Origin of the sequence: Haloferula rosea (assembly GCF_016595525.1) — a bacterium.
Classification (GTDB): Bacteria; Verrucomicrobiota; Verrucomicrobiia; order Verrucomicrobiales; family Akkermansiaceae; genus Haloferula; species Haloferula rosea.
Window position 1 is genome coordinate 151,531 of record NZ_JAENII010000003.1, and the last position, 13,328, is coordinate 164,858.

Below are 13,328 nucleotides of genomic sequence, written 5' to 3' on the forward strand. Positions count from 1 at the left end.
CTGCTTTACGATTGAATCTTCGTAGTCATGTTTCCGCGCCCATCTCTTCTCCTCCTTCTCGGTTTCCTGGGCGCAGTCGTCTTTGGCTACTTGCAGTCTCAGCCCGATCCAACTTCCTCGATCGCCGCTGAAGAAACCTCTCACCCCCCATCCCGCTCGGTCGGACAAGTTTACGCCATGGTGGATCCCGAAAGGCCCGAGATCCGCCCGTCCGCCATGGAACCGTCGGAGGGCACGGACAGAAAAGCCTGGGTCGAAATGGCCGACGCCCGGCAGTTGTTCGAGGAACACCACTGGCATCAGTCGCTCCACCGTGCTGCCTCGCCGGAGCTCACTCGGCTTTCCACCGATGAGATGATCGAACGCCTGCCGGAAGGCTACCAGGAGCAGGCTCGCAGCTACCAACGACAACTCGGCACCCTCGATCCGGAATTCCGACGCTACATCTGTTGGGCACCCGACACCCCGGATGCCGTCGTACAGACGTTCCGCCGGATCGAGATCGAGGGAGGAATGGCCCCCGGAGAGTTGCGCATCCAGGCCAACCAGTTTTTGGGCAGCGGCCATTGGAACCGCACCGCCCTCAGTGGCACGAACAATGAGATCCAAGGCCAACCCGTCACCCTGACATGGAGTATCGCTCCCGATGGCACGAATGTTCCGGGCCTCAGCTCAGGCACTGCGGGCTCGGACCTCATCGCATGGCTTACCGGGATCTACGGCACCAATGGTGGCACCCTCGAGAACGAACCATGGTTCCCGCTCTTTGAAGAAGCCTTCGCGGATATCTCCGCCCGCACCGGACTGCGGTTCGTCTATCAATCCCTCGATACCGGTTCGGCCTTCAGCACGTTTCGGACAGGTTCCACCAACTCGCGCGGTGACATTCGTTTCGGGGCACGAGCCCTGGATGGCAACAGCGGCACGCTCGCATTTGCCTACGCTCCGGACTACGGCGATATCGTATTTGATTCCGCGGATTCCTTCTTCAACAACACTACCAACAACTCGATCCGCTTCGTCAACGTCCTCACCCATGAATTGGGGCATGCCCTCGGACTCGACCATGTCTGCCCGATCAATACCACCAAGTTGATGGAGCCATTCGCAGCTACCAACTTCAGGGGGCTGCAGTTTGACGACACCTATTCGCTACAGCGTCAATACGGTGACGTATTCGAAGTCGGTGATACGCGGACCAACAACGATGCCCCATCGCTCTCCGAGGTGCTGCAATTTACCGAAGAAACGACATCGGCGTGGCAATGGTTGAGCATCGATGACAACAGCGACGTCGACTACTTCCGCATCACCACCGCACCGAACCGCGAAGTGACGATCCGTGTGATTCCATCGGATCCCGTGAGCTTCGGAACCACTTACCTTGAAGGCGCCCAGAACAATGACGGGAGTTGCACTGCTGGAACCCCATTCGATCCCACCAACCGCCAGAACCTGACGCTGGAGCTTCTGGCCGCGGACGGCACCACGGTGCTTGCGTCCTCGGATGCCGCTCCTTCCGGGGCCGGCGAAGAAATCACCGCATTCGATCTACCGGACGGCGGCAGCTACTTCATCCGGGTGAACGGAGACAACGCCAACGCCGCCCAACTCTACCGCCTCGAATTGCTTGTCGAAGCCCTTCCCGACGCACCACTGGTGAAGATCGTCGGGCAGACCGTGATCGATGAATCCAACGTCCCCGCCAATGGATTCCCCGACCCGGGGGAAACCATTCAACTTGCACTGGATGTCACAAACCAAGGAGGCATCGACGCCAGCAACCTCCAGGCGACCCTGAGTGGACCAGCCTCCTTCACTGGATTCACGACCACCACACCGGCCACCGATCTCAATGCGGGTGGCAGCGGGCAATGGATCTTCACTTTTGCCCTCGACGGCAACTGCGGCGACACCGTGGACCTCACCGTGGATTTCAGTGCAGCCAATGGCTACCAATCCAGCGCCACGATCGAGGTCACACTCGGCGATGCCGGACCCGCCGCCGCCCTGAGCGAGAACTTCGACGAATTTCCCGTTCTCCCCGATGGCTGGGTCGGCACCACCACCGGTGCATCACAGAACTGGAACATCACGACCGCCAATCCAAACAGCGGACCGAGGTCCGCATTCGGAGACTCCGCCACCAGCGTGGGAGAAGCCATCCTCACCTCGCCCGCATCTCTGCTAGGAACCGGAAGTTCCCTCACCTTCCGGCACAGTTATGATCTTGAGTCAGGCTATGATGGCGGTGTGCTTGAAGCTTCTCTCGACGGGGGACCGTGGTTCGACCTTCAGCTGGCGACAGGAGTGAGCACCAGCGGTGGCTACAACGACATTATCAGCGGAAGCTATCAGTCCCCCATTGCATCCCGTGAGGCATGGAGCGGGGACTCCGGAGGCTACCTGACCGTGTCCATGGACCTCCCCCCAGAATGGCAGGGACAAAGCATCCGGTTTCGCTGGATCAGCGCTTCCGACTCCAGTTTCGATGACATCGGCTGGTATCTGGATGACGTCGAGCTCATCACCGGAACCTCCAGCTGCCTTCCCTTCCGCCCTTCCCTCTCGATCACAGCCAATGGCAACTCCCTCGAAGAAGGGAATCCATCATCGACCATATCCGGAACCATCAGCACCCCGCTGCCTTTGGCTCGCGACCTGCAGCTCACCCTGATGACATCCGGTACCGCGGACAGCGACGACCTCGCAGAGGATCTCGACCTCGTTTTGCCAAGTGGTTCGACCAGCATCAGCTTCGACCTCTCCGCCATCTCCGATGCGGAAACCGAAGGCGTCGAGGACCTCGTGATCTTCATTCCGAACGACCAACCCGGATTCACACCATCAACATCCTCCGAGATCAGCCTCGTGATCCAGGAACCTCAGGTCACCTTTGCCACATGGGCGAATTCGTTTGCCGGGCTGAATCCTTCTCCGGAAGCAGACGACGACGGCGATCGCTGGAGCAACCTCTTCGAATATGCTTTCAATACCGACCCTCTGATTGCGGCAAGCTCACCCATCGTCACCCACCAACTCACAGCGAGCACCCTAAGCCTTGATCTTCCCGCCTTGGATCTACCTGGTGATGTGCTTGTCACAGGAGAAACCTCCACCGACCTGCTTTCCTGGGACACGGAAGATGTCAGTCAAACCGCGTCGGGCTTCTCGGTTCCTCGTGACGGGCCGCAGCGATACTTGCGACTTCGAGCGACCCTCATCCCCTGAACCTTCAGAGCAAAGAGCTGTCGTGAATCCCCATGGATCGGCTAGTACGATCCTGCTCTCTAACAAGACCATCACCCGAGGGAGCATCCGGGACGCCTCGCTGCTTTCATGACTCCTCCAATCAAGTTAATCCTTGCTATTCCCCGAAGTCCGACTATCCCTCCGCCGCTCCCTTGAATGTGGGTGCAGGCGGGCGATTCGACGTGCCGCAAGCCGGTGTCGATCTCCTTTCGATGAGTGATTCAACCCGGTCTGACCAAACCAAGCACATCATCGTCAACGCCGCAGGACCTCAACCGATGGTCCTGCCACACCACATCATGACACCCAAGACCTTCGCGGATATCCCGCTCGCCGCCCCGATTCAACGCGCTCTGAGCGAGCGGAACTACGAAATCCCATCGCCCATCCAGGCCCAATCGATCCCCTTCCTTCTTGAGGGTCGTGATCTCCTCGGATGCGCCCAGACCGGCACCGGCAAGACGGCAGCCTTCTCCCTCCCGATCCTGCACGCCCTGCACACCCGCCCCGGAAAGCGGAGACCGAAACAAGCACGCGTGCTCGTCCTCACCCCAACCCGTGAGTTGGCAACCCAGGTCGGCAAGAGCCTCGAAGCTTACGGGACCCACCTCGATACCCGGCACGCCCTCGTCTTCGGAGGAGTCGGACAACGACCTCAGGTCCAGTCGATGCGCAAGGGAACCGATGTCCTCGTCGCCTGCCCCGGTCGCCTGCTCGACCTCATCGAGCAGGGCTATGTCGATCTGTCAGCCGTCGAGTTCTTCGTCCTCGACGAGGTCGACCGCATGCTCGACATGGGCTTCCTGAAGGATGTGAACCGGATCGTCTCGATGCTTCCCAGCAAGCGTCAGTCACTCTTCTTTTCCGCCACGCTGGCTCCATCCATCGTCGAACTGGCGCATAACATCCTGCGTGATCCTGAAACCGTCACGATTGCCCCGGAAACCACCACGGCCGAGAAGGTCGAGCAGACGGTCCGCTTCGTGAAACGCGATCACAAGCGACTCATGCTTGTGGACACCTTGAAGTCCCAGCCCAAGGGTGAGCTCACGATCGTGTTCGGCCGGACCAAGTACGGTTGTGACAAACTCTCACGCCTTCTGAACAAGAACGGCATCACTTCCGAGGCCATTCACGGAAACCGATCGCAACCCCAGCGGGACAAGACCCTTGACCGGTTCCGCAGCGGTAAACTTCCCGTCCTCGTCGCCACCGATGTGGCCGCGCGCGGAGTCGACGTCAAAGCCGTCACGCTCGTCATCAACTTCGACCTGCCAAAGGAACCGGAAGCCTATGTCCACCGGATCGGACGGACTGGTCGGGCTGGCGAAACCGGCCATGCCGTCACCTACTGCACGGAAGATGAAATGAAGGAACTCCGCGCTGTTGAGAAGCAGATCAAGCAGAGCATCCCGGTCGATACCGACCACGAATGGCACGCACCCGATCTCGCCGCGGACTACCAGAACCGCCGCCCCACCCAACCCGCGAAGAAGAAGACCGCGAGTGGCACAGGGAACCGTCGACGCCGCCGTCGACGCCCGGCATCCCGCTCCTGAGCCTTGTCAGGAACTCAGTCTTGCAACAGCGCCGGATGCCCCCTGACACAACGTGGTCCGGCAAGCTCCCCCCACGGTGAGGAAGCGAAACCGGACCACAGCCATGCGCAAAACACTCAACTACAGGGGCTGCTGAAAGACCTCGGAGTCGACCTTGAAGTCATCGACTGCATCAAACACCCGGGCCGAGCCATCAAGCATCAAGCCCGCAACTTCGCCACCATAGCGCTCCGGATCCGGCAACGGACCACCGGGCTCGATCATCCCGTAACCATCCTTCCTCGCACCGTCGGCGAGCACGAGGGTTGAAGCTGGACGACGGAAATTGACCATTCTCTTCGGAGTCGCAGTATCCCCATCATCGTCACTCGTTCCACGTCCAAGGACGCGAACATTCCAGCCGTAGGAAATCGTTGCCTCGACCCGGTCGGGATCGAACTCGCGGTGCCCCGGGCTCTTGAAGAAATCCGCAGGGTCATACTCCTCGGTATCGACGAGTTCCTGCCACCAGTAGACCTCGCCATCCCGCCATACAGGAAGGCGCCCTTGATTATCCTGCGAGTATGCCATGAGCATGGGACCCAGATCACGGACCCTCTGCACACTGGTCGAAAGTTTCGCCTTGGTCTTCACCCTGGAGGCGACACCGAATGCCAGTGCTCCCAGGACGGCCATGATCGCGACAACAATCATGAGTTCGATCAGGGTGAATCCACTTCGATGGCTCGAGTTGACTCTTGGATGGTTCTTCATGTTCATATGCGAGTGATTTGGAATAGAATTCTGTTAGAAGGCCTCATCGGTCTTGTTCATGATCTGTACATGCCCTTTGCGACACGACTTTGGCCGACACACGAAGAGCAATTGCCCCGCCATGCCACGCGACTCCGCGAACTATCCCATGAATTCGACTAACTCAGAGCGCCCTGATTGCTCCGTCGGTCCTCATGACTCGAATCACTCGCCGGTTCGGAATTCCTGCGAGCCCACCCGACCCGCTTCACCAAGCAGTTGCTGACCAAGGTATTGCGCCACCACCCGGTCCACCGAGCGACCGAATCCATTCCCATGTCCACCCCCCTTGATCGTGATCAATGGAGCTTCCACATCCGCAGACTGCAGGGCTTTCGACAACTTGAGTGACTGCCCGTATGGCACCAACTTGTCGCTGGTTCCATGGACCAGCAACATCGGGGCGGCTTTCCCATCCACATGGTGAATGGGCGATGCCTCCTTGGCCACCTCGGGAAATTGGGCGATCGGTCCACCCACCAACAGACTCTCCGGAGAATTCGGACCTGAGTGGTTCATCACGCTTCCCTGTTCATCCATCACGAGCAACTCGGATGGACCGAAGAAGTTGACCACACAGCGCACACTGGATGATTCATCCAGATGCTCACCCAGCTTCCCCTCCAGTTTGGGATCCTCTTGACTCACACCGAGCATCGCGACGAGGTGCCCTCCTGCCGAAGCGCCCCACACCGCCACCCTGCTTGCATCAAGGCCATACTCTTCGGCATTTGCCTTCAACCAGCGGATCGCCGCCTTGCAGTCGTGGATCTGAGCCGGCCAGGTCGCCTCTTGGGTCAGACGGTAGCCAATCGAGACTCCCGCGTAATTGCCCGTCGCCACCAATTCCTCGAGCCGACGAGCCCTGTCCTTGCTCCCTTGTCGCCAGCCGCCACCGTGAATCCAGCACACCACCGGCAAGGGCGCATCTCCACGGACTTTCGGCCGGTAAATGTCCAACATCTGACGCGTGTTGCCATCACCCACGTAGTCGACATTCTTCACGACCTCCACTCCCGCCAGAGGCGGGGCGTCGGCCTGCTTCCTCAGGAAGGCACGCACGCCTCGGTCTTCGAGGCGCGATACGAAGCCATCGCCATCGCGATCGACCTTGTCAAAGAATCCCTGCAGTTCGACCGGCAGTTCGAGCTTCGAGAGGCGCCCATCGCGATCCTTGTCAAGCGCCTCGAACGGGGGCAACTCGGAGGCACTCCAAGCCACCGAGATTGCGGCGAGGAGCACGGTCATGACGGTCAATGGGAATCTCTGCATCACGGAATTAACCCAGGTCACGAGATGAAGTCGCGCAACCAAAAATCCCGGGGATCGGGCTCACCCGGTCCTCCTGCTGCTTGTGAAGCCGTGGCGCTCACGCTAACACTGCGGAATGACGATCCGACTTCTCATCGCCCTTTTCACTTCAATCACCGCATCCGCCGACGAAGCCAAACCCGCGGCCTGGCAGAAGGACAGCGGACCAGCCAAGGAACTCACCGAACTGAATTCAAAGCTGACCCAGGCCTATCAGGAGGAAAACCTGCCCGTCCTCCGCGAAATGCTCTCGGATGCCCACGTCCACAACAATGTCTTCGGCTCGACCATGGGCAAGGACCAGTTCCTCAAGGACATCGAAGATGGCACCCTCGTCTTCGAGACCTACACCACGCCTGAACTCCAATGGCACATCAAGGGAGATGTCGCGATTGCAACGGGACTCATCGACGCGAGGGCCGTTCGCGCTGGAAAACCCGTGCCTGCATCAACATTCCGGTTCACCCGTGTGTTCTCCCGCGAGAACGGCAAGTGGAAGGTGCTGCTCTTCCACAACACGATGACCCGATGAACCAGGCATCGACAGCGTCGATGTTTGGAAATCGCCTTTCGATTCCACGGATCAAAGGCGATCCGCTACAGATCCTTTCGTGAAATCCCACGCACTTCCCTGGTCGGTCATCATCCCGGCGATGGTCGTCCCCCTCCTCGGCTCGCTTGTTTACTTCGTGTGGTTTGCGGAAGGTGCCGTCGGGCAGGCCGCCTACACACTGACCAAGGTCTTCACGCTGGTCTATCCGTTCATCTTCCTGCGTTGGATCGGCGCCAAGGGACTGGTGCCCGCCGCAGGAACGAAGAAAAGTTCCATCCTGTGGGGTCTGGGTAGTGGACTCACCATTTGCGCGGTCGGGGTGCTGGCCATGCTCAGCCCCATCGGATCCATGATCCGGGACTCCGCGGCGGCCATTGCAGACCGCGCGGATGGTCTCGGCTTTGATGACCACTACCTGCTCTTCGCTGTTTTCATTTCCCTCATCCACTCAGGACTTGAGGAGTTCTACTGGCGTTGGTTCGTCTATGGGCAGCTCCGGGAGCGCCTCGCTGGACGATGGGCCCACGTGCTCGCCGCCCTCTCATTCGCCGCCCACCATCTGGTCGTCACCCTGCAGTTCTTCCCGGCTCCACTCGCGTACTTCCTCGCCGGCTGCGTCGCCATCGGAGGGCTGGTCTGGTCATGGATGTACGAGAAACATGGTGGCTTGCTCGGTTGTTGGATCAGCCACCTCTGCGTCGACGTGATGCTGATGGCCGTCGGCTATCAACTCATCCAGTCCACCGCCGCCGTCTGATCCTACTTTCCGGTGATCTTCCACAGGAAACCTTCGGAGCGCTGGTAAATCGCTCCGTCAATCACCACGGGTGATGCGAACAGACGGTCGCCCATCTCGATTTGCTCAACCAACTCTCCTCCCTCTGGAGAGACTTTCATTACGAAAAACACACCATCCTCGGATGGAGCATAAAGAAGCCCCGATTTCGTGAGAACCGGAGAGGCCGAGAAGTTGCCTGGCAATTTCGAGCGCCACTTCAACTCTCCCGTTCCCTCGTCGAGGCAGATCACCCGGCCCGTATCATCGACCGAGTAGATCGCTCCCTCATCGACCACCAACGATGGAATCTTCGGGATCTGTTTCTCCACTTCCCACTCCACATGCGTTTGCGTGACATCGCCCTTCGCCCCCTCGAGGCGAATCTTCAACAGATTGGGAGTCATGAACCCGGTGCTGACGAAAACACGCCCTTTCGAGACGACGGGCTTTGGCGTGACCGAAAAGCCATTGAAATCCACCCTCCAGATCAATCGCCCGTCCGCCGGATCGTAGCCGCCGACCATGTTGCTCGCGCTGCTGATGATCTGCATCGACCCATCCACCTCGGCGGCAACCGGCGTAGCAAAGGAGAACTTGTTCGTCACCTCCACATTCCGCTCCACCCGCCAGGCGATTTCACCGGAATCCGCCTTGAGGGCGACAAGCGTCGGTTTCTCCTCCCCATCCGCACTGAAGACCAGCAGGTCATTCACCCGGATCGGGGTGCATGCTCCGCCGTGTTTCGGCTTGTAAGAAATCTTGCGAGTCCACAGCACCTTGCCGGTCTTCGCATCCAGCGCGGCGGTGCCCATATGCCCGAAGTGCGCATACACCCGACCGTCGGCCAGGAGAGCAGTGGGAGACGCCAGGCTGTTCTTCGGGTGAATGGCCGCCACCTCGGCTTCCGTGGGCTTCAGAGCCACCGTTCGCCACAGCAGCTTGCCGTCCTCGGGACGAAACGCCATGACCTCAAGATGAGTGTTCGATCCCTCCTTCGTGGCGGATGTCAGGACCAGTTGCCCATCGGCGAAGACGGGTGTCGACCACCCCGAACCGGGCACCGCCACTTTCCAAGCCACGCCCTCTTTCGCAGTCCACGACGAAGGCCCGTCGCTCTCAGCCACCCCATTGCCAAGCGGCCCATGAAACTCGCGCCATTCTCCTGCTGAGGCGACGAATCCCAGCCCCAGCGCCAGCCCGACTTGTTGGATCAATTTCATAACTTCGGAAATTGCCAGACGACTTCCCTGTCCCATGGCGCCATGACTCTTCCCCTCATCCTCTCGGCATGCAAGGGACATCATGCAGACTTGAGGTGGAGCTTGGCGAGGCCCACACTCCCGGGGTGAAACGACCACTCCTCCGCAGCACCCTGGCATCGCTGGTGCTGGCGTCGTGTCAATCGGTCGAAGAAGTCGCCCCGGTTCCTCCCCCAGTGCGACCGAAGCCTGCTGCAAAGACCACCCCGGAACCTGCGGTAGACCCCGCCCCGACTCCCACCGTCAAACGCGGCACCATCACCCAGATGCCGCTGGATCAGTTCTTCGTCATGCGCAGCGAGGGCAAGACCCTCGTCGTGGATGTTCGGCGTTCCGTCATGTTTGCCTTGGGACACATCGACGGCGCCATCAACCTTCCCCTCAGCAGCTTCGAAAGCAGCTTCACGAAACATCGCAATCAGATCGACGAAGCCATCGCCCAAGGGAAAGTCGTCGTCCTCTACTGCGATGGCGAGGACTGCCCCGATGCCCACAACACCGCCAAGGCCTTCGCGGAACGTGGCTACTCAACCTCCATCTACCGTGGCGGGTGGGCCGAGTGGAAACAGGCGGGCATGGAATGATTCCTCCTCACTTTTCCGTGATGAAAGCAATCCCCCTTCTCCTGCTCCTCCAGTTCGCAGCCTGCTTCGGGACGCCGTCATCACCTGACCCCTTTGAACTCCGCGACTCCGCCGACACTTTGGTCGACTATCACGGAGACGGCTCAATGGATCTCGGAATCAAGAACACGGACGGGCGCACCCTACGCCTCGACCTGAAACAGCTTCGCCAGTTCTTCGATCAACAGAAACACAAGGCCCTCATTGTCGTCGTCATCGCCAAGCAAAGATGGCCCGATGAGAAACTCCGTGAAGAGGTTGACCGCTTGAGGAGTTACTTCATCAAGCGGGGATATCGCCGGATCGTGATCCAACAAGCGACTTCGGGCGGGCACTGCCCGACCTACCTCGACCACACGGTTCCCGCACTGCCCCCGAAGCCCTGAATGCCTTCTCGGCGACCTCCGCCAACAAATCCCTGCCTTCCGGACAAAAAAGTGGGGGCTGCGCACTCACGCAGCCCCCGAATTGTCATGAAATTAAAGTTTCGCTGGGGTCTCCCTCGCAGCTGGGTGAAACATGCACGAAATGACGCTTCGTGTCATGCCCCCATAAATAGGGGCGTAGCCACAAGACGCCTACCTTGAGCGACTTACATCCGAAATCACCTGGAAAAAACCTTCCTTCAGGGCTTCTCAGCGTGATATTCGCTGAAAATGCTCATGATCGGGCGCCGTTCCACGTTCTTGAATCCCGCCTCCTTGAGCGCCGCAAGGATGTCCTCCGGCGGCACGCAGGCCTCGATGGTCTCCCAGTAGTAGGCGAACATTTCCTCCGCATCCTCACTCCCCGTCACCACCTTCGACATGGCCGGGATGATGTCGCGGAAATACAGCTTCGCGAGTGCCATGCCGACCTTGGTCTTCGGGCGGGAGATTTCGAGAATCAGGGCCTTCCCTCCGGGCTTCAGCACACGCAGGTATTCCTTGAAGGCCAGCACCAGATCCGAAACGTGGCGCAGGGCGTAACCCATCGAGAGGAAATCAAACTCATTGTCCTCCACCGGGAGCTCCTCAGCGCGTCCCCGACGGAAATCGGCATCGATGGTCTTCTTCGCTTCCGCCATCATGCCCGAGCTGGGATCCACCGCGACCACCGAGCCTTCATCACCGACGATCTCAACCCCGGGGCGCGTCACGGCACCCGTACCGCAGGCGACATCAATCAACCTCATCCCGGGTTTCAAGCCTGCCAGCTGGAGCGCCCGCTTGCGGTAGGCATGGCCGCTTCCCAAGAAGCCGATTTTGCCGATGACATCGTAATAGGGAGCTCCCCGGTCAAACAGGTCTTCCACGTATCCAGGACGTTCGGACTCCGTTTGATAGCGTTTCAGGATCGGTTTATGGGGCGTGCTCATGGTCGACGGCGGCACCCTAGACCCGGGATTCACAAGAGGTCGAGCGCGATACGCTGGAAAAACCGCCTATTTCCACTCCGATCGCGCCTCCTCGAGCAGACGGACGAAGGACGAATTCGACAGAAGCCCATCGACGATCTGCCTCGCCAGCAACCGTCCCGCCTCGGTATCGCTCGGGAAATGCACCCCTGCCACCTCCCGGTTCTCTCCAATCCGGCGCGCATCCTCCAAATAGCGGCCCGCCTGATCGGGGTTCAATTCCTGCAGTAAATACGCCAGCCCATACGCCCCCGTGGCATGCCCGCTTGGATACGCCGGATGCCCGGGAATCTCGATCGAGGATGAAAGCGGGATCTCCAGCCTGCCAGCCAACACCGAAGGTCGGACCCGGTCAAAACGCTGCTTGAAGACGAAGGTCACCACCGTCAGATCCAGATACGCCAGCTTTAGTAATTCACCCGTCTTCGAGAATTCCTTCCGCGTGATCAGGTCCTCATAGCGATGATCACCAAAGCGGAAATTCTCCACGAGGATCTCGCGATTGATTGCCTCCTGATGCTGTTCACGCTTCTCCATCTGCTCCACCAGGAACTCCAATTCAGCCCGCGTGCGTGCCGATGAATTCGCCGGTGGCTCGACCAGTTGGAATCGCTGCTTCCAATCCGCAGGCAGGAACTTCGTCCGCCCCCTGGCCCACTCACTGAACTCCCGCCCCCAGGCCGACGTGTTGCGAAACCCGACTCCATCGCAGGCCGCATCCGCCCCGGCTCCAGAGAGGTGCTTGAAATCATCGGCAGCCACCACCGCGACTACCACCAGATTCCATAGCACGATCAACCCCTTCATGGGCCACCATGATGCGGTCCTCCCTCATCGAAACAACCCTTTCCAAGACGAATCCAGCACGTGGGCAAAAAAGTGGGGGCCGCGCACTCACGCGGCCCCCGAATTGTCATGAAATTAAAGTTTTGCTGGGGTCTCCCTCGCAGCTGGATGAAACATGCACAAATTGGCGTGATTCGTCATGCCCCCATAATTTGGGGCATACCCGTAACTCACTGATCATCAGATGAAAACCTCGGAAAATGACCGGAAAAAAGTTCAGGACAGGTCGAGAAACCCACGGCGGATCGCCTCACTAACGGCAGCTGGGAGGTTGCGGACATGCAATTTGTCGAAGCTCCGCTTGATGTAGTCCGTCACCGTATACTGGCTGATGCCAAGGGCGTCGGCGATCTCCTGGCGGGTCAGTCCTTTCGCGGACAACTGCAACACTTCGCGCTCCCTCTCGGAAAGCGCCTCGCCCTCGGTCACCGGGCTGATTTGCCGGAAGGTCTGCAGGATCATTCCCGCGATCTTCGGATCCAGCGGCGTTCCTCCCGCAAGCACTTCCTCAAGGGTCGAGATCAGACGCGTCGCGCTCCCCGCCTTCACGAGATACCCGTGGGCCCCCGCTTCGAGCGCGGCAAAAACCTTCGCCTTGTCCGTGAAGGCCGTCAGCACCAGCACCTGCACCAGCGGAAGGATCTCGCGGATCTGGCGGATGCCATCAATGCCACTCATGCCGGGCAGTCCGAGGTCGGACAGGACAAGGTCGGTCTCCAAGCCTCCACGAAATTCCTCCAGCGCATCCTCCATGTTGGAGAACTCGCCCACACACTCGTAGTTTCCGCGCTGCTCCAGCACCATCGATACCGATTCGCGGAAATCCGCGTGGTCCTCGATGAGAACAATCCGCACCAACTTCGCTTCGCCACCCACGTCCTCTGTCGTTTCCTCTGACACTGCCGAAAAGACTAGCCGATCCCCTTCAGTCAGCAACCCCCAAGGTCAGGGTCGCGACC

12 protein-coding genes are annotated in these 13,328 nt (G+C 59.5%); 6 read left to right on the plus strand and 6 right to left on the minus strand.

The features are described 5' to 3' along the window. Positions 1 to 177 precede the first annotated feature (177 nt). Both JIN81_RS05050 and JIN81_RS05055 read left to right on the plus strand, forming a co-directional pair. Complete coding sequence (locus tag JIN81_RS05050) at positions 178 to 3,231, plus strand: matrixin family metalloprotease (protein ID WP_234044498.1); 3,054 nt, start codon at positions 178 to 180, stop codon at positions 3,229 to 3,231. 233 nt (positions 3,232 to 3,464) lie between these two features. Next, complete coding sequence (locus JIN81_RS05055; protein WP_200277264.1) at positions 3,465 to 4,811, plus strand: DEAD/DEAH box helicase; 1,347 nt, start codon at positions 3,465 to 3,467, stop codon at positions 4,809 to 4,811. Between the two features lie 120 nt (positions 4,812 to 4,931). Here JIN81_RS05055 and JIN81_RS05060 read toward each other — a convergent pair whose 3' ends face one another. Together JIN81_RS05060 and JIN81_RS05065 are read right to left on the minus strand one after the other, a co-directional pair. Then, positions 4,932 to 5,564 carry a type II secretion system protein gene (locus JIN81_RS05060; RefSeq protein WP_200277266.1) on the minus strand — a complete coding sequence of 211 codons (633 nt, stop codon included), beginning with the start codon at positions 5,562 to 5,564 and terminating at the stop codon, positions 4,932 to 4,934. 204 nt (positions 5,565 to 5,768) lie between these two features. Next, entirely contained in the window at positions 5,769 to 6,851 is a 1,083-nt protein-coding gene (locus JIN81_RS05065; protein ID WP_200277268.1) for an alpha/beta hydrolase fold domain-containing protein, read from the minus strand. A gap of 139 nt (positions 6,852 to 6,990) precedes the next feature. On the opposite strand from JIN81_RS05065, the gene JIN81_RS05070 reads away from it, so the two are divergent. Further along, positions 6,991 to 7,446: a nuclear transport factor 2 family protein gene (locus JIN81_RS05070; protein ID WP_200277270.1), complete on the plus strand. Its 456-nt coding sequence runs from the start codon at positions 6,991 to 6,993 to the stop codon at positions 7,444 to 7,446. 79 nt (positions 7,447 to 7,525) lie between these two features. After that, a complete protein-coding gene (locus JIN81_RS19425) occupies positions 7,526 to 8,224 on the plus strand; it encodes a CPBP family intramembrane glutamic endopeptidase (RefSeq protein WP_200277272.1) in 699 nt (232 codons plus the stop codon). 2 nt (positions 8,225 to 8,226) lie between these two features. Here the strand turns inward: JIN81_RS19425 and JIN81_RS05080 are convergent, their stop codons facing one another. Continuing rightward, positions 8,227 to 9,465: a PQQ-like beta-propeller repeat protein gene (locus tag JIN81_RS05080; protein WP_200277274.1), complete on the minus strand. Its 1,239-nt coding sequence runs from the start codon at positions 9,463 to 9,465 to the stop codon at positions 8,227 to 8,229. Positions 9,466 to 9,590: 125 nt separating this feature from the next. Between JIN81_RS05080 and JIN81_RS19430 the strand changes: the two genes are divergently transcribed. Further along, complete coding sequence (locus JIN81_RS19430) at positions 9,591 to 10,088, plus strand: rhodanese-like domain-containing protein (RefSeq protein ID WP_325100849.1); 498 nt, start codon at positions 9,591 to 9,593, stop codon at positions 10,086 to 10,088. 20 nt (positions 10,089 to 10,108) lie between these two features. Continuing rightward, positions 10,109 to 10,513, plus strand: coding sequence for a hypothetical protein (locus JIN81_RS05090; protein ID WP_200277278.1), 405 nt, complete (start codon positions 10,109 to 10,111; stop codon positions 10,511 to 10,513). A gap of 239 nt (positions 10,514 to 10,752) precedes the next feature. Here JIN81_RS05090 and JIN81_RS05095 read toward each other — a convergent pair whose 3' ends face one another. The 3 genes from JIN81_RS05095 to JIN81_RS05105 form a co-directional block, all read right to left on the minus strand. Continuing rightward, the gene (locus JIN81_RS05095) at positions 10,753 to 11,484 is read right to left on the minus strand and encodes a class I SAM-dependent methyltransferase (protein WP_200277280.1); all 732 of its coding nucleotides are present in this window, start codon (positions 11,482 to 11,484) and stop codon (positions 10,753 to 10,755) included. Between the two features lie 66 nt (positions 11,485 to 11,550). Beyond that, positions 11,551 to 12,330, minus strand: coding sequence for a phosphatase PAP2 family protein (locus JIN81_RS05100; protein WP_200277282.1), 780 nt, complete (start codon positions 12,328 to 12,330; stop codon positions 11,551 to 11,553). A 255-nt stretch (positions 12,331 to 12,585) separates the two neighbouring features. Then, entirely contained in the window at positions 12,586 to 13,269 is a 684-nt protein-coding gene (locus tag JIN81_RS05105; protein WP_200277284.1) for a response regulator, read from the minus strand. Positions 13,270 to 13,328: the final 59 nt, after the last annotated feature.

What these genes read in the sequence shown, in the direction of transcription:
- JIN81_RS05070 (WP_200277270.1), top strand. Translation starts at nt 6,991, where the DNA reads ATGACGATCCGACTTCTCATCGCCCTTTTCACTTCAATCACCGCATCC.
- JIN81_RS05095 (WP_200277280.1), bottom strand. Translation starts at nt 11,484, where the DNA reads ATGAGCACGCCCCATAAACCGATCCTGAAACGCTATCAAACGGAGTCC.
- JIN81_RS05100 (WP_200277282.1), bottom strand. Translation starts at nt 12,330, where the DNA reads ATGAAGGGGTTGATCGTGCTATGGAATCTGGTGGTAGTCGCGGTGGTG.
- JIN81_RS05050 (WP_234044498.1), top strand. Translation starts at nt 178, where the DNA reads ATGGTGGATCCCGAAAGGCCCGAGATCCGCCCGTCCGCCATGGAACCG.
- JIN81_RS05065 (WP_200277268.1), bottom strand. Translation starts at nt 6,851, where the DNA reads ATGACCGTGCTCCTCGCCGCAATCTCGGTGGCTTGGAGTGCCTCCGAG.
- JIN81_RS05060 (WP_200277266.1), bottom strand. Translation starts at nt 5,564, where the DNA reads ATGAAGAACCATCCAAGAGTCAACTCGAGCCATCGAAGTGGATTCACC.
- JIN81_RS05055 (WP_200277264.1), top strand. Translation starts at nt 3,465, where the DNA reads ATGAGTGATTCAACCCGGTCTGACCAAACCAAGCACATCATCGTCAAC.
- JIN81_RS05090 (WP_200277278.1), top strand. Translation starts at nt 10,109, where the DNA reads ATGAAAGCAATCCCCCTTCTCCTGCTCCTCCAGTTCGCAGCCTGCTTC.
- JIN81_RS05080 (WP_200277274.1), bottom strand. Translation starts at nt 9,465, where the DNA reads ATGAAATTGATCCAACAAGTCGGGCTGGCGCTGGGGCTGGGATTCGTC.